11 protein-coding genes are annotated in these 18339 nt (G+C 42.8%); 7 read left to right on the forward strand and 4 right to left on the reverse strand.

The features are described from left to right. Nucleotides 1–189: 189 nt before the first annotated feature. Nucleotides 190–684, reverse strand: a complete 495-nt coding sequence (locus B3H30_RS04095) for a hypothetical protein (protein ID WP_286778517.1) — start codon at nt 682–684, stop codon at nt 190–192. Between the two features lie 464 nt (nt 685–1148). On the opposite strand from B3H30_RS04095, the gene B3H30_RS04100 reads away from it, so the two are divergent. Continuing rightward, complete coding sequence (locus B3H30_RS04100; RefSeq protein ID WP_286778516.1) at nt 1149–3539, forward strand: TonB-dependent receptor; 2391 nt, start codon at nt 1149–1151, stop codon at nt 3537–3539. Nucleotides 3540–3683: 144 nt separating this feature from the next. Here B3H30_RS04100 and B3H30_RS04105 read toward each other — a convergent pair whose 3' ends face one another. Further along, a complete protein-coding gene (locus tag B3H30_RS04105; RefSeq protein WP_201639747.1) occupies nt 3684–4376 on the reverse strand; it encodes an outer membrane beta-barrel protein in 693 nt (230 codons plus the stop codon). A 256-nt stretch (nt 4377–4632) separates the two neighbouring features. Between B3H30_RS04105 and B3H30_RS04110 the strand changes: the two genes are divergently transcribed. The 4 genes from B3H30_RS04110 (at nt 4633) to B3H30_RS04125 (ending at nt 12862) form a co-directional block, all read left to right on the forward strand. Further along, nucleotides 4633–7833: a SusC/RagA family TonB-linked outer membrane protein gene (locus tag B3H30_RS04110; RefSeq protein ID WP_286778515.1), complete on the forward strand. Its 3201-nt coding sequence runs from the start codon at nt 4633–4635 to the stop codon at nt 7831–7833. Nucleotides 7834–7925: 92 nt separating this feature from the next. Next, the gene (locus B3H30_RS04115) at nt 7926–9629 is read left to right on the forward strand and encodes a RagB/SusD family nutrient uptake outer membrane protein (protein ID WP_286833358.1); all 1704 of its coding nucleotides are present in this window, start codon (nt 7926–7928) and stop codon (nt 9627–9629) included. A gap of 2 nt (nt 9630–9631) precedes the next feature. Beyond that, on the forward strand, nt 9632–11560 hold the full coding sequence (locus B3H30_RS04120; RefSeq protein ID WP_286833360.1) for a heparinase II/III domain-containing protein: 1929 nt from the start codon (nt 9632–9634) through the stop codon (nt 11558–11560). Between the two features lie 45 nt (nt 11561–11605). Beyond that, nucleotides 11606–12862, forward strand: a complete 1257-nt coding sequence (locus B3H30_RS04125) for a glycoside hydrolase family 88 protein (protein WP_286778513.1) — start codon at nt 11606–11608, stop codon at nt 12860–12862. A 68-nt stretch (nt 12863–12930) separates the two neighbouring features. Here B3H30_RS04125 and B3H30_RS04130 read toward each other — a convergent pair whose 3' ends face one another. Together B3H30_RS04130 and B3H30_RS04135 are read right to left on the reverse strand one after the other, a co-directional pair. After that, complete coding sequence (locus tag B3H30_RS04130; RefSeq protein WP_286778512.1) at nt 12931–15033, reverse strand: polysaccharide lyase 8 family protein; 2103 nt, start codon at nt 15031–15033, stop codon at nt 12931–12933. A gap of 20 nt (nt 15034–15053) precedes the next feature. Next, the gene (locus B3H30_RS04135) at nt 15054–16463 is read right to left on the reverse strand and encodes a sulfatase-like hydrolase/transferase (RefSeq protein ID WP_286778511.1); all 1410 of its coding nucleotides are present in this window, start codon (nt 16461–16463) and stop codon (nt 15054–15056) included. Between the two features lie 107 nt (nt 16464–16570). Between B3H30_RS04135 and B3H30_RS04140 the strand changes: the two genes are divergently transcribed. Both B3H30_RS04140 and B3H30_RS04145 read left to right on the forward strand, forming a co-directional pair. Beyond that, nucleotides 16571–17221 (forward strand): hypothetical protein, encoded by a 651-nt coding sequence (locus B3H30_RS04140; RefSeq protein WP_286833365.1) that lies wholly within the window; start codon nt 16571–16573, stop codon nt 17219–17221. Between the two features lie 16 nt (nt 17222–17237). Then, nucleotides 17238–18320, forward strand: coding sequence for a Gfo/Idh/MocA family protein (locus B3H30_RS04145; RefSeq protein ID WP_286833368.1), 1083 nt, complete (start codon nt 17238–17240; stop codon nt 18318–18320). Nucleotides 18321–18339: the final 19 nt, after the last annotated feature.

An 18339-nucleotide genomic window follows, 5' to 3' on the forward strand; every position in this document is an offset into this window, starting at 1 on the left:
TTGAAGTAGAGGAGAGCAAATGGCAAATATCCACGAAATTCATTCTTGCACGTTGGGCCACAACAAAACAGGTAGACAAAGAAAAAAGTAATGTGGAATATTCAATTGCAACTTCATCAAAACAGAATTGAATAAAAACAGGAAGACGGCTAGCCGTCTTCCTGTTGAATGTTAAAGGAAATATACTACTTATTTTGTTGCAGCCGTTCGCTTACCTTGAAAATAGTATTCAAATGGTATCACGTATGCTGCAGGATTATTATTGCGTGAAATTAATATAAGCTGATCACCATCAAGCTGTACCTCATAACTTTGGGAAGGATCATCATCAGCAAACTTGATACTTTTCTTCTCTTTATCATAGATAAAAGCGCGATGCTGTTGTTCAGCAAAAATCAAACTTTCAAATGTTAGCTTATCATCCCCACATAGTTCCTTACCACGATTGACAGTGAACTTATTCGCTGATTCAGCAAATGTGAACGTATACACATTATCCTTTTCACAATCTTTCAGTTTATACTTATGCTGCTCATTTGCCGTACCTTTCACAGACATGATAGGGCTCCATTCAAAACTTTCCAGCTGTTTTTGAACATCCATAGGTACAGTCACTTCATTTTCCTTACTGCAGCTCGTCAGTAAAAAGAGGATAGCAAAACTTCCCGTAAATAATTTATTCATTGCGGTTTCCATTAGTTATAGCTGTATGACGATCATCCTACCAATATCGCTACAATAAATTAATTATTATTAACTAAACAGATAAAAATAGACTAAGAGCCGGAAAGCACTTCGCGCCACTAGCGAGGATAGGCATACATCCACGCAATAATTGTTAATAAACATGTTAACTTTCTAATACAGAGCAGATCTTTTGTTAAAAACATCGAGGATCTCCTGCTTTTTTCCAATTACGCATTCAGTCCAAAAACGGCAACCCAAAATGTTAACAACAATGTTAATTAACTTATAATCAATAGACTTTATGTTAACAACTACTTATAGAAAAAGCGTATAAAATTTCCTGTAATGATAGGCAAACTAACGTTGGATCAAGCATCCAGTGGAGTGAAAAATAAAAAATCAAGTAATAAGCTAAGGGTAAATTGAATGCCAGCTGTCATAAAGATAAAAACTAATCTTTTATGAAACTATCGCCAATCTTACTCATTGGATTATTGCTTCAAGCAGGGATTACATCAGCCCAGCAACCAGCATCGCCTAAGCAAAAAAATCAGGTTGTGACCGAAACCGTCAAAGGAACCGTGATAGATAAAAATACCAGATTACCGCTTACAGGTGCCACAATTGTTATTTCATCCAGTGACGGGACAAAGTCTGTAAGTACAGACACACAGGGTATATTTCGCCTGCAGCAAGTTCCGGTTGGGCGTCAACAGCTTCAAGTCCGCATGGCCGGATATAAACCAGAAGAATTTACGGAATTACTGATCACCAGTGGCAGGGAGAATATGGTCAGTGTGGAAATGGAGCCGCAAATTAATGCATTGGGTGAGGCTGTCGTTTACGCCAATGCTGGAAAGCAACCACTCAATCAGATGGCAATGACGAGTGGACGTTCCTTTTCTCCTGAGGAAACAAATCGTTATGCAGGAGCTTTTTTTGATCCTGCCCGTATGGCACAGAGTTTTCCAGGTGTCGCTGCCGGCGGCGATGACAATGAAATTATTGTTCGCGGAAATTCCCCCAAAAGCTTACAATGGCGACTTGAAGGTATCGAAATTGTAAATCCCAATCATTTTGGGGCCGAAGGCGCTGCGGGCGGCGGAATCAGTATGCTCAATACCATGGTATTGGGAAAGTCTGATTTCTATACCGGTGGACTTGCAGCGGAATACAGCAATGCAACGGCTGGTGTTTTTGACCTGAGGTTTCGTAAAGGAAATACAGACAAACGCGAATACACGTTCAACGTCGGAGTCCTGGGCGTAGGAGCAACGTTAGAGGGGCCTTTCAAAAAAGGAAGTGACGCCTCCTATTTAATTAGTTACCGCTATTCTTCCTTGAGCCTCCTGGAAAAAGTTGGTGTAAAAGTTTCAGACACAGGCGTCCCAAAATATCAGGATCTTTCTTTTAATTTTGTATTTCCCACAAAAAAGGCTGGAACTTTTTCCTTATTCGGTATAGGCGGCTTAGGAAAACTCCAACAAACTGCTGAACGTAATTACGAAAAATGGGAGGAACGGACAGATGCCCAGGATCTGGATGTAAAATTTAATGCCGGAAGTGCCGGAGTAAAACATCAGTACATTGCGAACGACAGATTATATTTTACAAACATTGTTTCCATGTCCCTTAGCCGTAATTCCAACCGAACCGATACATTAACACGGGACTATATTTCCAGCCTATATCACAAGGACAAATTTACGAATACGGCTCTTCGTTATGCAGGTACATTAAACTATCGTGCCAACAATAAAAACACAATTAGAGCGGGCTTAAATGCAAGTTTATTACATTATGACCTCTATGCGCTGTCCTACGACACCGAGCTAGCGGCATTGACAGAGCGGATTAATGAGACTGGAAATACAAGTACTTATGATGCTTTTGCACAGTTAAAAACAGTATTAAACGAAAAATTGACGCTCAACACCGGCGTACATACAAATTACTTTGCACTGAGCAAGAGCTGGTCTATCGAGCCACGGCTTGGCCTCAATTGGCATGTTGCTGCAGACCAAACGATCTCCTTCGGAACCGGCTTATATAACCGACTGGAGCCCTTGGTTTATTATTTTGCAAAAAGCGGAATTCAAACAAGCCTTGAACCAAACAAGGCTCTCTCGCCAACCAAATCTGCCCAGGCTGTTATTGGCTATGAAAAGAACCTCAGCAGAACACTCCGATTTAAGACAGAAATATATTATCAACATCTTTATGATGTCCCAGTATCGACCGATTCCGACATCAACTTCTCCTTACTCAATGTATCGGATATTGCAGCCATTGGTACATCAAGCTACCGTCAGCTTATCAATAAAGGTACCGGTAAAAACTACGGCATTGAGCTCACGCTTGAGAAGTCTTTGAGCAAGGGCTATTATTTCATGGCAACAACCTCCCTTTTTGATTCGAAGTTCAAGGCGCTTAATGGTAAAGAGTACAATACCACATTCAACACACGTTATGTAGGAAATTTGCTGATGGGGAAAGAATGGACCGTGGGAAAGAATAAAAATAATCTGTTCGGTCTGAATGCCAAATTTATTTATGCCGGCGGAAGAAAATATTCCCCTGTTCTGGAAGAAGAATCGCTTCGTTTAGACGAAGAAGTTATTGACCAAGATCGCATCAATACCCTGACTGCCGATCCCTACGTACGTGTTGATTTCTCATCGAGCTATCGGGTTAATCGCAAAAAAGTAAGCCATCTGTTTATTTTGGATATTCAGAATCTACTTAATAGAGAGAACACGGTAGGCATGCACTATAATTTCAGCAAACGCATCATTGAACCCCAAAAATGGACTGGTATTATTCCAACCATTAACTACCGGATTGAATTCTAATTCGCAAGAGTAGCAAGTACAACGGAAAGATTTATTTCCAGTCGTTTGTCTCCAGACAGCAGGCGCTGAAGGCAAACGACTGGATTGATGAGACGCGCTCATGCTTCCTACAACGTCAACTAATTATTCGCCGTTTTCAAGTCACTAAAACCGATAGCCAACTGAAATACCCAAAGAGCGGTTACGTATAGCATCTCCAGATTTATAATCCCCCCATTTGGATTCCAAATTGGCAATTCCTTTCTGAACTTCTATGCCGACAAGATAATGTTCCCTAAAAAGATAATTCACTTTTGCACGAGCGCCGTAATCAAAAGGTCTCCCAAGATTATAGCTTCCATATTCACCTTCACTGGCATCGTTCGTAAATTTAATATCGCCCTCCTCACCAATGGCAATATCACCTAAGTGGACAGGGCCTGAGGTTTTCCATTTCCCACCTAATCCATAACCGATATAAGGGCCTATACCGACCTCCAGTTTACCTGCACCAATCGTAGCATTAAAAACAACATCGATAGGCATTTCGATATAAGACGTATGTGCTTTAAAATCCTTACCCCAGCCTATAACATTTCCCTCATTTCGTTCAAATCCACGTTTAGCGAATATAAAGGCCGGTTCTAAAGAGAAATACTCACTGAGCTGTAATGTGGGACCGAGCCCCAAATACAGGCCTGCAACCGCGGCCGTGCTAGCCTTATCGCCCGCTTTATTTTTAGCATCCACATTTGAAAAGGCAACTCCAGCTTTTACATTCCATTTTGTCTGCGCATAGCCTGTATATGCTCCAAGTGACAGACACAACAATAACGCGGTTTTTTTGATATTCATCATACGAAAGAAATAGGTTTACATAATTTCCTTATTTAACGATAATTACTTTTAAACGCTACACCGACTTTTGAACTAATGATCCAAAATACTCCCGGCAGTCATACATTTTTAAACAAATATTAACCAAAAATCTTTCGGTTTTTCGGCGCGCTGTTACGAAAACGATTGCGAGAAAACGTGCTTATTGTTTTCTGCCAATACTGTAAATTCACTTCATAGAAAATTTATTTTTCAGACCAATTAAATCTAAAAGCCTATGATCAAGATCAAAAACGCATCCGTTTCGAAGAATCGTTGGATGTATCCGGCAATACCATTATCCTGCTTGTTGGTCGTATCTAGCCTGACAACACAAGCGACTCCATTTGCACCTGTTAAAACAAACAGCAAGCTTTCACTGGCCATGCAGCAGACAACCATTCGGGGTAAGGTTGTAGACAAAGACGGCAAAGGCATTGCCAATGTCACCGTTCAGATTAAAGGAACGAATCTAGCAACATCGACCAATGCAAGTGGTTCATTCGAACTCAAAAGTCAACAGAACGATGCAATATTAATTTTCACCAGCGTCGGTTATAAAAGTATCGAGACTAAGGCGCAAGCCGGCAGCCCCCTTACAATCACCTTGGAAAATGAATCCAAGGGACTTGACGAGGTTGTTGTTGTCGGTTTTGGTACACAGAAAAAAGAAAATGTAACCGGTTCGGTCTCTTCCATCCAGATGTCTGAGGTGGTAGAAAGCAGACCTGTAACCTCCTTGTCAGCTGGCCTAGCTGGGCAGGCGCCGGGATTATATGTTAATCAGGGCTCAGGTAGACCGGGAAGTGATGGGGGAACACTGCGTGTTCGTGGACAGGGAACACTCAATAATGCCAACCCACTTGTCGTGATCGACGGCGTTATTGGCGACATGAACCTAATCAACCCACAAGATGTAGAAAGCATATCGGTGTTGAAAGATGCTGCCTCAGCGTCAATTTATGGTTCAAGAGCCGCAAATGGCGTTATCCTCATTACTACGAAAAAAGGTAAATCAGAGCAATTTAAAGTTATTTACAACAATTATTTCTCAAGTCAAAAACCATCCAACACCATTGGAATGGTTTCCCACTATGCTAACTATATGGAGCTGATCAATGAAGGCTATCGCAACGGCGATCCAAATGCCAAGCCCATATTTTCGCAGGAAAAAATCGATCTCTGGCGTCAGAACGCGGGTCAGGATCCATTGAAATACCCCAACACAGACTGGGTTTCGGAGCTTTTCCAGAACAAAATCAGCCAAAACCATAACCTTTCCTTTACGGGTGGTAGTGACAAAATCAAGTTCTTTGGCTCCTATGGTCTTCTCGACAACCCTGGAATCATTGAACAGGCAACGTACAAACGTCATACCGGCCGTATCAATCTAGAAGCGGATGTGAAACCCTGGTTAACCTTGGGAGCCAACATCAATGGGGTCGTTTCCAAAACCGATATCGGCACCAATATCATCAATGATGTATTTACCTTTGCTGCAGCAAGCACTCCGGGCATGGTACTGCGTGCGCCAGATGGCAGATTTGGTTCACCAAATAATCCGGAAGACGACCCACAGTCCAACAACGTACTCCACCGTTTGTATGCGCAGAAAGGTAACATCAACAAAAACCGCTTTGTATCACGATTCTACGGAAAACTGAAACCGATAGAAGGCCTTTCCATTGAGGGTTCTTACACGTATACCTATGATGATGATTTCGTCTATTCGCAACCCGTGTTTAATGACCGCTGGAACTTTCTAACCAATACAGTTGCAACAGCTGGCACAGGACGTTCTTCGGTAACCAACGAATCGATCAAATCGTACCGCTATTACATGGACGGAATTGCTAAATATAAGAACAAACTGTTTGAGAAACTGAACTATGAAGTCATGGTTGGTGCCAGCCAGGAGTATTTTAAGGACGGTTGGTTTGCAGCATCCAAACTCGATCTTGTAGATCCATCCCTGACTGTTCTCAACGCGGCGACAATGGATGCCTCAGCTTCTGGCAATATGACCGACTGGGCTATGCGGTCGTTTTTTGGCCGGATCAACCTGTCCTGGGATGACAAATATCTCTTGGAAGCCAATCTGCGTACAGACGGTTCATCGCGTTTCATGAGCGGAAAAAGCAGATGGGGAACGTTCCCTTCGGCTTCCTTTGGCTGGAAGGTTTCCTCAGAAGACTTCTATGACATCAAATGGATGCCCAACCTGAAATTCCGCGCATCGTATGGTGCCTTGGGTAATAATGGAACCACTGATGACTCTTTCCGCAGAAACGCCGACATTAACAATTATGAATATTTGGCGCTTTATAATCCCACAAACTATGTATTAAATAACCAGCTCTATGTGGGCTTTGCGCAAACAGTGCTGAGTAATCCTTTCTTGACCTGGGAAAATACCTATATCCTGAATGCTGGTTTGGATTTTGACCTATTCAATTACAAACTGGGCGGCTCGATCGATGTCTTTAACAAAGTAACGGACAATATCTTAATCAATCTTCCCGCTCCGTTGGTTGTCGGAAATGCAACAATACCACGCACCAATGCGGCCAAAGTACGTAATAATGGTGTCGAGCTGAATTTAACTTACCGCGATAAAATTGGCGATAACTTTAAATTCAATATTGGCGGCAACTTTACCTTTATTGACAATAAAGTAGTCAAGTTTAAAGGCAATGACAAGTCTATCAGTGGTTCCAATTTGCTTCAAGAAGGTTATGCCATCAATACCCAATATATCCTGTTAACCGATCGCATATTACAGACGGATGCTGATATGCAGCTCGTACAGCAGATGATCGATAATGCGCCAATCGATCCGAATACCAATCAAAAAGTCAATCCATTCGCATCCTATGGTACACCTAAAAAAGGAGATCTTTTGTATAAAGACACCAATGGTGATGGCGTCATCAACGACAATGACAGGGTTCCGGTAGGCCATGGTACAGCGCCTCGCATGACCTATGGTTTTAACATGGGATTCGATTATAAAGGATTTGATTTCTCGGTCTTCTTGCAAGGTAACGCGGGCAACAAAGTGGTCTGGACGGATGGCTATTACACACCTACTGTTCGCTGGGGCTACCAGATCAATCAGGAAATTGCTGATGGCCGATGGACTGAAGGTGCTACAGATGCTAAATTCCCACGATTGCTGCCTTATACAGATACAAGAAATACCAAAAACAGCGATTTCTGGTTACAGAATAAGGCATTCGTCCGTGTAAAAAATATCCAGCTGGGCTATACAGTTCCAAACGATATTACGAAGCGGATACAGGTGCAAAATCTACGTGTTTTTGCATCGCTTGAAAATTTCTGGACCATAACCAAATATAAGGGTTTCGATCCGGAGGTTAGCGGCACCAACTATCCAACCATGAAACAGGCTGTTTTTGGTGTGAGTTTATCCTTTTAAGGAGAAAGGTGTGCGACAGAGGATATGTTCCCGACCTGTAACAGATAAATTATGAACAAAAGTTGAAAAGAGCTTTTAATTAATTAAACCTCATGAAAAAGATTTCACTACTCATAGCCGGATGCATTGCTTTATCATCTTGTTATAAGCTTGACACGACACCATATAGTCAGGTAAGTGCTAGCACATTCTGGCAAAATGAAGACCAGGCCTTAGCTGGCGTACTGGGCTGTTATAATGACTTAAAAAAAGAAGCCACCTTCGGCTTGCAATTTTCCTACGATGGTCTTACCGATATTGGTCTGGGCTATGATCCCCCGGGTTTGGGCGAAGTCATCAGCGGTACTTTTACGGACCGTTCGTTAATTATTGTGGATAGATGGCAAGCGGGTTACGATCTTATCCAACGTTGTAATCATGCAATCGCGCATATCCAGCCCATGACCATAGACAAGGCCAAACAGGAGGGCTTTATTGCGGAAGCGAAGTTCTTACGTGCGCTGATGTACTTCCAGCTCACCAATCTATATGGCGCCTTGCCGATATACGATGAAACTGTCGATTTAAACAAAGATTTCGCTGATCTTAAAAATAGTCGCTCTTCGGTAGAAGATGTCAATAAGTTTATCCTCAATGACCTGAACTATGCAATTGAGAAATTGCCGGTAAGCTATGATGCAAAGTATTATGGAAGGGGCACCAAAGGAGCTGCGTATGCTTTGAGAGGAAAAGTAGCCCTTTACAATAAAGATTGGGCTGGAGCAATCCGGGATTTTGAAGAGATTGTTTACAACAAGACCAACACGTATGGCTATAGTTTAAACACAAGCTACTCGGCCTTATTCACCATGGATGGTGATCAATCGCCGGAGATGATTTTTGCCATTCAGAATATGGGTGGTACGGGCTTCCCTTATGGTATGCCCATGGCCTTCTATATGGGAACGCGTTCAACCTTTGGTAGTGACTGGAACAACTGTATGCCGAGCACACGCCTTGCAGACCGTTACGAAAACCGCGATGGAAGCCCCTTTAACTGGAATGATTATTTCCCCAACTATACAACGGATAATGCGGTTAAAAAACAGGCGATGGAGTCGACACAATCAGGTGGAACGCTAACCAAAGTACCTGATACGGCGAAATTACGTCAGATCTATGCCAACCGCGACCCTCGTATGAATCAAACACTTATCGTACCTTATTCACATTACTTAGGATGGAATGCCAATAAAGAAAGAGATATGCAGTTGATTTTGGCAACCGGAGTCAACGAAAACTTTGGTCAGATCCGCAACAATCGGGGTTGGTACACCTACTTATGGCGGAAATTTGTTCCTGAAGGGAACCTAAAAGGCGCCATTACCGATCGCGCACATACACCGATCAATTTCCCTATCATACGCTTGGGCGATGTACTTTTGATGCTTTCCGAAGCGTACAACGAGTCCAATCAATTGGACAAAGCGATTACTGAGCTTAACAAAGTACGTACCCGTTCAAAAATGCCGGCGCTAAATAGTGGCAGTTCATTTTTGGCAGTCGGTAGTAAAGCAGATATGAGTAAACGTATCCAGCACGAACGGGCCGTAGAACTAGCAGGTGAAGGATGGCGTTATTTTGATCTTAAGCGCTGGAACCTCTTAGAAAGCGTTTCCAAAGACTACATCGAAAAAAGTATTACCGGAGACAATCTCGTCACCCGGGGTTACCAAAGCCGTCATAAGCTTTGGCCAATACCAGGACAAGAGATTGAAATGAACCCGGCATTACTACCACAAAATCAAGATTGGTAATCATGAGAATGTATGTAATTCTATTTCTTTTCCTGAGCAGTTTTTCTTCCCAAAGACTGCTTGGGAAAGATCTGAACCTCCTGACTGGCGCCTTTAAGCAGGATAACCTGAAAGCGAGTCTAGGAAATGACAAATCGTGGGTCCCCTATCCGGCTTATTCGGATCGGGCGGCCTGGGATAAGCTGATGGCTCCTTTTAAAGACCGTATAATCAAAAAGGGAAATGAGGCCCTTAGCTACCAATGGCAAGTCGTTAAAGCAACAGATTATCTCGAATATGAGCGTTCAGGCAACCGCAGCATCATGGAAAAACCCATGAATGAAAATTGTACTGCACTGACCAACCTACTGTTGGCGGAGCTTGCAGAAGGACAGGGGCGCTTTGTTGACCAAATCCTAAATGGTAGTTGGCAATTGACGGAAATGGCAACATGGTCGCTCTCGGCACACCTTGGGGCCTTTCAGTCCAGTAAGCGATCATTGCCGCAAGAACGAACACAAGTGGTCGATCTGATGGCCGGTGATGTAGGCTCCCTCCTCTCCTGGGTTCATTATTTCTTTCGCGATACATTCAATACAATAAACCCCGAAATCAGTATCCGTCTTAAACAACAGATTCAACAACGCATTATACAGCCCTACCTAGACCGCAACGATATGTGGTGGCAGGCATTTGAACTCAAGGAAGGACAGTTGGTCAATAACTGGAATCCATGGTGTAACTTTAATGTTCTTACGGCCTTACTTTTGGTTGAAGACAATCCCGATATTCAACTGGCGGGGATTTATAAGACGATGTCTTCTGTGGATCGCTTTATCAACTATGTTAAGACAGACGGTGCCTGCGAAGAGGGCCCCTCCTATTGGGGACATGCTGCGGGTAAGCTGTACGATTATCTGAAAATACTTTCGCTGGCCACCAAGGGTAAGATCAATATTTTTGATAAACCTGTAATTCGCGATATGGGCGAGTACATCGCACAATCCTATATTGGCGGAGATAAATGGGTAGTTAATTTTGCCGATGCTTCGGCCAAAGGGGGTGGCGATCCGCTATTGATCTACCGTTATGGACAGGATGTCAATAGTAGTGAGATGATGCAATTTGCCCGATATATGGAAAATACCGGCGACAAAACTGCAAATTTCAAACCTTCAAGGGATATTTTCCGTGCCTTCGAGGACCTGAGATGCTATCCGGAATTAGAGAACGTTACCGCTGCGCTCCCTCAAAATAATGCGAAGTGGTATCCGGAAACACAATTTATATATCTAAAAAAGGGTCCGTTTTTCTTTGCCGCCAAAGGTGGTTTCAATAATGAAAGTCACAACCATAACGATGTCGGGAGTTTTATCTTATACCAGGACCAACAACCACTGTTTATTGATGCCGGTGTTGGCACCTATACAAAGAAAACATTTAGCGATGACAGATACAGTATCTGGACGATGCAGAGTGCTTACCATAATGTTCCGATGATCAATGGAGCCGACCAATCTTTTGGAAAGGAATATAAAGCTGAACATGTGGCATTTCTGCCTGCACAAAATAGATTCCAGCTTGATATTGGAAAAGCATATCCGAAGTCGGCCAATGTTGAGCACTGGAATAGAAGTTATACCCTCGTACAAAATGGGCTGGACATTCAGGATGAGTTTAAAATCACAGGTCCTAAGCAGGCCAATATCATTCATTTTCTGGTTGCTCAGGAACCAAAAATTGGCAAAGGGGAAATCCTCCTCAATAATGGGCACGCCACCTTGCACTTTGATGCGGGTCAGTTCACAGCGAGCTACGATGTCATTCCTCAGGATGACCCGCGTTTGAGTCAAGTCTGGGGTAAGGAACTTTATCGCATCAAGCTCACAGCTAAAAGCATCAAATCTACTGGAAAATACACCTTTACGATTCGCCAAGAGGCTATAAAATAAAAGGAATCGAAATTATTATGTAACTTACTAAGAATATAAGCCGTTATGAAAAAAAGAAAACCTGGTCTAAAAGCGCTTTTTGTTATCGCTTCTAGTCTGATCGCATTGAGCTTTACGGATCAAAAACCAAGCTTTATTGACACAAGTTTTAAAGCAGCAGAAAAGCAATATCAGTTCTTGGAACAAGCAGCAGAAAAGCAGCACAAGTTCCCGCGTACATTGAGCCCTTCGGGACAATTGGTAGGCACAGACGAATGGGATTGGACCGGCGGTTTCTTCCCAGGATCACTGTGGTATATCTACAACCATACCCATAACAAAGAAACCGAAGCCGTAGCGATCAAATGGACGGAGGCGCTTGAAAAAGCCAAAGACCTTGATCAACATCATGATATTGGTTTTGTGATGTATTGTTCCTATGGCAATGCCATCAAATACCTCAACGATCCCAAAAAGGTTGCCGCTTACAAGGATATCCTCATCCATTCCGCTAATACTGCGCTCAAGCGTTATAATCCGCAGGTGGGCGTCATCAAATCATGGAACGAAAAAAAATCTTGGGACGGCAAGACCCTATGGAAATATCCAGTCATTATCGACAACATGATGAACCTGGAAATGCTGTGTTATGTGTCCGACTTGACTGGAGATGCCAAGTACAAGGATGCGGCCATCAGTCATGCCACCCAAACCATGAAAAATCATTTCCGTAAAGATTATAGCACCTATCATGTGGTGGACTACGATGCCAAAGGAAATGCAATCCATCAACAGACCAACCAAGGCTATGCAGACAATTCAACCTGGGCACGCGGTCAAGCTTGGGCTATTTATGGATTTACCATGATATACCGGGAGACCAAAAAACCAGAATTTCTTAAAACAGCAAAAGCGGCGGCAAAGTTTTACATGACCCATCCGAATCTTCCAAAAGATAAAATTCCGTATTGGGACTTTAATGCCGGAAAGCCAGGCTATAAATCGGATGCCGATTTTTCCTCCTTGAAATTGAATTTTGTTCCGCGCGATGCCTCAGCTGCAGCCATTGTTGCGTCTGCACTGATTGAACTCTCAACATTGACCACGGGCACCGAAAGCAAATCCTATTTGACATTTGCTCAGGAAAGCCTGCAAACATTATCAGGAAGCACCTATTTTGCCAAATATGCGACCAATGGTGGTTTCTTACTGCAACATAGCGTCGGAAGCTTACCCCATCATTCGGAAATCGATGTTCCGCTGACCTATGCAGATTATTATTATCTGGAAGGTTTGACACGGTTGGAACAACTCAAAAAATAAAAAATACCAAGGGGAGATATTTAACATCTCCCCTTGGTATTTTTATAAGCTTTCCAATTGTATTCGGATTATTTCTTCCCGATAGTGATTCGGTTGCTTACAGTACTTCCAGCGTACTCGCCCTGTGGAAGCGAAAGCTCCAAAGATTGATTTACTCGAAGCTGTTTATTGACAAGCTGAACCTTCACTATTTTGGCTTTTTGCAGTGGGTCTGCTATATCAAGCTGAATCTTTTTAGGTTCCAGCAGGTTCAGTTGCATGATAGCAGGTTGATCGAGCTTAATAGACCAATCGCCAACTTGGTACGTTCCCGCTTGATAACAAACCAGCTGTAGAATCCCGCTCCCTTTATGCTCCACGGCCTGTATATCCGGAGTATTCTGCCAAATTTTTATGCGCTGCATTACTTTTTTATCAACAGTTTTGGTGCCAGGCAAAACAATATAGGCATAGCTCGCATTGTTCGGAGCAACAGCATGATCAAACCAGAGCTTGAAGACCTTTCCATGTACAGCATCTTTGGAACGGGAACGGTTGATACGATACCAGGAGCCGACCTGATCCTTTGTTGTCAATCCAACGTTCATCGCTGTTGGAAAATAATACAGGACATTATTATGGGTTATAAATTCGCCTTTTTTGACAATTCGCTGTACTGAATCGAGCATCGACGTTTCCTTTCCATTCCAGACAACGGGTCCATTAAGCCAGGTTTGGTTTAAGGTTGTTACCACAGCTTCTGGCGCTGCACAATGAATCCCAGCCCCCAAACAAACAATTTCCCGATCGAAAAAGAACCAGGCTTTTTGAGCCTTGACCCCGTCGTAATCGACCGACATAGCTGAAGCCCCTGTCTTATCGTTGCTTACGCCGCCTGCAAAGTTATTTGCAGCAAGTGCTCCCCATTGTTCTTTCAGCTCCAGGTCGCCCGGATAATCGCGCGTTGTCGTTCCAGGAATTTTATCCCATTCCCATACAGGCATAATGTTATAATATTCCGGTCCAAACACCTGAATATTGGTCGCACCATCTGACATATTACGACCAAGCATATTTTCTCCATTTCCAGACTCCGATTTATTGGTACGGCTACTGGCCAATCGAACATTAAAATGAAATTGCTTACGTAAATGAGTGGTGTAGTCACCTTTCCAGTAATGACGGTGGGCCTCGATATTTTCGGCGTCAAAAGGCTGCACACTATCCAATTTTGCCAGCGCTTTATTCCAAACAGCATTTTTAGCTGGATCGATCAGCTTCATTTGTTTTAATATGGCAGTCTCCTGTGTCTTTTCCAAGATATTGGGGCGTGAGATCCCACGGCCATGTACATTAAAATCGATATAACGCGAACGTATAATTGGTAAATATGTTTCTGTGAGAAAACGTTCAAAAAGATCCAGTTTTTTCTGATCAACAGCATACGGTGTCTCGCGCACATAAGCCATAACTTTTGAGATCCCCTTCAGAAATTCCTCCCCATAGCCTGCAATGTATAATTGAGGGCCATGTTGTAAGTAAGAGAAATCATATTGCAGTCCTTCCTTGCCATTCACAAGCTGTATCGGAAAAAGCAGCTGCTCCATAGCAGCAGCTAAAAGATTTTCATCTTCCAAGATCAATGCACGATAAAAATAGTGCATGGCAATATCACTTTTATTCGCTCCTGTTTTTGTGTAAGGATCACCACGCTTCATCAGCTCAACAAGTGGAGTCTCTAGTGTAGTAGGAATTTTTTCCTTTCCAAATTTCATCAGGATCAGACAAACACCGATGGCCTTTGGAGAAGCGATTTCGTTATGCCACCAATTCGAAGATTCAAAACGATTATTCGCCCAATATTGTGCCGCAAGCAGGATTTTATCGTAAAGTAATTTTTGCTGATAAGATGCACTTTGCGGAGACACATAGGCAACAATAAGTGTCCTTAATCGATCCAAATGTTCTCCCGGAGGCCAAAGCGATATTGACTTACTGCTGTAATCGATATCTGCCCAGATACCGTCCGCACGCAGTTGATTACATAGGCTTCGTGTTTTATCTGCACCGGGCAATGGGCCACTTAATTCATCATCGTATATATGCTTTTTAATACGCACAAACATATCGCTGTTCTGCGCCTTTGCCATAACTAAGGCAAAGGACAATAAAAATAGGATTAGTCCTTTCATCTGTTTTTAGTATTCTTTACTTAAGGATATTGTCGTTCTGCGGCTCGTCCGACGACATCCATCCGGTGTTTCATCAGTTGATTTTGATCATTGTCCAATACAGAGCTTAGCCATTTTGGATTCTCCAGTCCCTTTTCCCATTCCGTCAGTTTATGCAGCATCTCCTTTACACGCTCAGGATACTTCGTGGCCAGATTGTGCTGTTCCCGAAGGTCATCCCTAAGATTGAACAATAATATCGGATCATCTTTAACCACAATCAGTTTCCACTCTCTATGTCGCACAGCACGTGCAATCCCTCGACGCCAGAATAAATAGTCGTGCCCATTTTTCACATCCTTATAGGAAGATAGCAAACTGATGCCATCGATTTGCTGCCTAGGGATTTTCTTACCTTTTATTGCCTCGATGCTCGTGGGTAAAATATCCATACCCGATACCATGGCATCGGATGTTATCCCTTTCGGTAGCTTGGCTGGCCACTGCATAATAAGGGGAACCCGAATTCCACCTTCCCATTTTGATCCCTTTAAACCACGCAATTGCCCATTGTCTGCACCATTATTTGTTGCCGCACCATTATCATTCATAAAAATGATTAAGGTGTTTTCATAAAGTCCTTCTTGCTTTAAATGGTTGACCAGACGTCCAATATTTTCATCCATATTGTCCAACATAGCCAGATAAGCCCGTCGCAATGGATCGGCTACATTTTTATACTTTTCAATGGTCTTCAGGGGTGCTTCGACGGGTGTATGCACAGCATTGAATGCTAAATACATAAAAAAAGGCTGGCTTCTATACTGATGAACATACGAAATTGCTTTATCAGTCAATGTTTCTGTCAAATAACGAATCGAATCTTCGGGGACTACACGTTGATCGTCATAAAGCAGCTGCGTTGGCTTAACGGCTCCCTGGATTGGGAAGTAAGGACGGTCGCCGCCAATAAAACCATAGAAATGATCAAATCCACGTTTAAGCGGATTGAATTGTGGACCATCCCCCTGATGCCATTTGCCAATGGCCACAGTTTTATAGCCGTTATACTTCATAAAGTCGGCGATGGTGGCTACCTGTGTATCCATCCCGATGTCCTCTGGTGCGACACCCGCTGTTGGACGTTTGGAAATATTATGTTCAAAACCAAAACGCTGTTGATATCGGCCAGTAAGTAATCCCGCGCGAGAAGGGGCGCACACCGACGCTGAGGCATATGCCGACTGAAAACGCACCCCATTTTGTGCAAGTGCATCAATATTTGGGGTGTAGACCTCCTTCCCGCCGTAACAACCAAAATCATCATAACCTCCATCGTCGCTCAAGATGACAATAACGTTAGGATGTTGCTGCCCAAATACAGGAATCCCAAACGTAAAGAGTATATTCACAAGGGTTAATATACTATAGCACGTAAATCGGTAGAACATAACATTAGATTTATCCTTAAATGTATCGTTAAATGTATAGGATTTTTTGTTAAAAAACCGCAAACGATTTCGTTAGACTATTATCAGAAGATTAAAAATAAAGGTCAGTGATGAAAACAGATGAAAAAAAATTGGTCGGTACACTTGCGCATTTTTTGGTCAGTGATTCGGATAGCACTGCGTTAAGGTCATTTTTGTCTTCATTGACCTATCATTCCAGTACCATTAGAACCGAACTCGTTCAATTGTTAAACAAATGGCAAGATAAAGAGGATGACTTAATATTTCCTGCGAAGGATCTTTGGACGGATTTTAAGCAACTTGTGGGGAGCAATCCCGATCTCGGCGTGGCTGTGGTTGATGGCTGTAACATTAACGATATTGCAAGTTTTTACGATGAAATTAATGCCGTCTACATGTCCAGCGAAAGCTGGAAGATAGGAAGCCTAGACGGCTTTGACGACCTGCTTTACGGTGGATTTGGGACCTTCAAAGACGCAGCTTCACATTGCATTGTTTGGAAGGATATTGCACATAGCAGGACGTCATTGGGCCTTGAAACAACTTTGGCCTATTATCAGGGAAAGCTTGGCGCACAATCACCATTCAATCAAACGCATTTTCAAAAGAAACTCGATGAGCTAAAAGCTGGCCGTGGAGAAACCTATTTTGACATTGTTGCCGATATCATCCGATCGCACCGCAAAGTAACCTGGGTTTACAAGGGATATCCTCAGAACAAATCGGTATATTTATAATGACTAAACTTAACATATGAAGCATTTTATCCGCCTAGTTTTCCTGCTCCTATTCTTCCAGCAAACCGCACTGGCCAGTGAACGACTTAAAGTGGCTGTTGCAGGGCTCAACCATGACCACGTATTCTTGCTTTTAAATTTATATAAGGATAAAAAAGTCGATATTATCGGTATTGCTGAACCGAATGAAGCTTTATCAAACAAAATACGAACGCAGTATAATTTACCGGACGCAATCTTCTATCATGACTTGCCCAGTTTATTGAAACATGTTAAACCGGATGCAGTTCTTGCCTACAATCCAACCGATGAGCATATCCGCGTCGCAGAAACCTGTCTCCCGCTTAAGATCCCTGTCATGGTAGAGAAACCTCTTGCTCCAACTCTTTCTGACGCAAAACGTATTGCATTTTTGTCCAAACAGTTCGAAACTCCATTTTTGGTCAATTACGAAACGACCTGGTATAAAAGCAATCAACAACTGAAACAACTGGTCGACAAGGATGAAATTGGAAAAATCACACGCATACTTGTAAAAGACGGGCATGAAGGACCAAAAGAAATCGGCTGTAGCAATTATTTCCTGGATTGGCTTACCGATCCGAAAAAAAACGGTGGTGGTGCAATCATGGACTTTGGCTGTTATGGCGCCAATTTAATGACCTGGCTCAAAAATGGTGAAAGACCAATTTCGGTAACGGCCTTTACACAACAGCTCAAGCCAGAGGTTTATCCCAAGGTAGACGACAACGCCACCATCATACTGAGCTACCGTGACGGCAGCACAGGCATTATTCAAGCTTCTTGGGCTTGGCCATACAGTGTTAAAGATCTGCAGGTATTTGGCACAAAAGCTCAGCTCTATGCCAAAAATGATAAAGAGCTTTTAAAATATAAACAACAGAATGATCCACCTACAAATGTACCAACTACGGTCCCCTATTTTGAGAACCATATTGCCTATCTGGAACAGGTCCTGAAAGATGCCATGATGCCGGAAAATGATCTTGGATCGATCCACAATAATGTCACGGTAGTCGAAATCCTGGAAGCGGCAAAACGCTCGGCTAAAGAAGGGAAGTCCATTATTTTAAAATAAAAAAGAGGCTGTCTCAAAA

The organism is Sphingobacterium sp. UBA7038 (assembly GCF_002494055.1).
Lineage (GTDB): Bacteria > Bacteroidota > Bacteroidia > Sphingobacteriales > Sphingobacteriaceae > Sphingobacterium > Sphingobacterium multivorum.

Excerpts from the sequence above, each read along its gene's own strand:
- B3H30_RS04095 (WP_286778517.1), bottom strand. The coding sequence starts at position 684 with ATGAATAAATTATTTACGGGAAGTTTTGCTATCCTCTTTTTACTGACG.
- B3H30_RS04100 (WP_286778516.1), top strand. The coding sequence starts at position 1,149 with ATGAAACTATCGCCAATCTTACTCATTGGATTATTGCTTCAAGCAGGG.
- B3H30_RS04105 (WP_201639747.1), bottom strand. The coding sequence starts at position 4,376 with ATGATGAATATCAAAAAAACCGCGTTATTGTTGTGTCTGTCACTTGGA.
- B3H30_RS04110 (WP_286778515.1), top strand. The coding sequence starts at position 4,633 with ATGATCAAGATCAAAAACGCATCCGTTTCGAAGAATCGTTGGATGTAT.
- B3H30_RS04115 (WP_286833358.1), top strand. The coding sequence starts at position 7,926 with ATGAAAAAGATTTCACTACTCATAGCCGGATGCATTGCTTTATCATCT.
- B3H30_RS04120 (WP_286833360.1), top strand. The coding sequence starts at position 9,632 with ATGAGAATGTATGTAATTCTATTTCTTTTCCTGAGCAGTTTTTCTTCC.
- B3H30_RS04125 (WP_286778513.1), top strand. The coding sequence starts at position 11,606 with ATGAAAAAAAGAAAACCTGGTCTAAAAGCGCTTTTTGTTATCGCTTCT.
- B3H30_RS04130 (WP_286778512.1), bottom strand. The coding sequence starts at position 15,033 with ATGAAAGGACTAATCCTATTTTTATTGTCCTTTGCCTTAGTTATGGCA.
- B3H30_RS04135 (WP_286778511.1), bottom strand. The coding sequence starts at position 16,463 with ATGTTCTACCGATTTACGTGCTATAGTATATTAACCCTTGTGAATATA.
- B3H30_RS04145 (WP_286833368.1), top strand. The coding sequence starts at position 17,238 with ATGAAGCATTTTATCCGCCTAGTTTTCCTGCTCCTATTCTTCCAGCAA.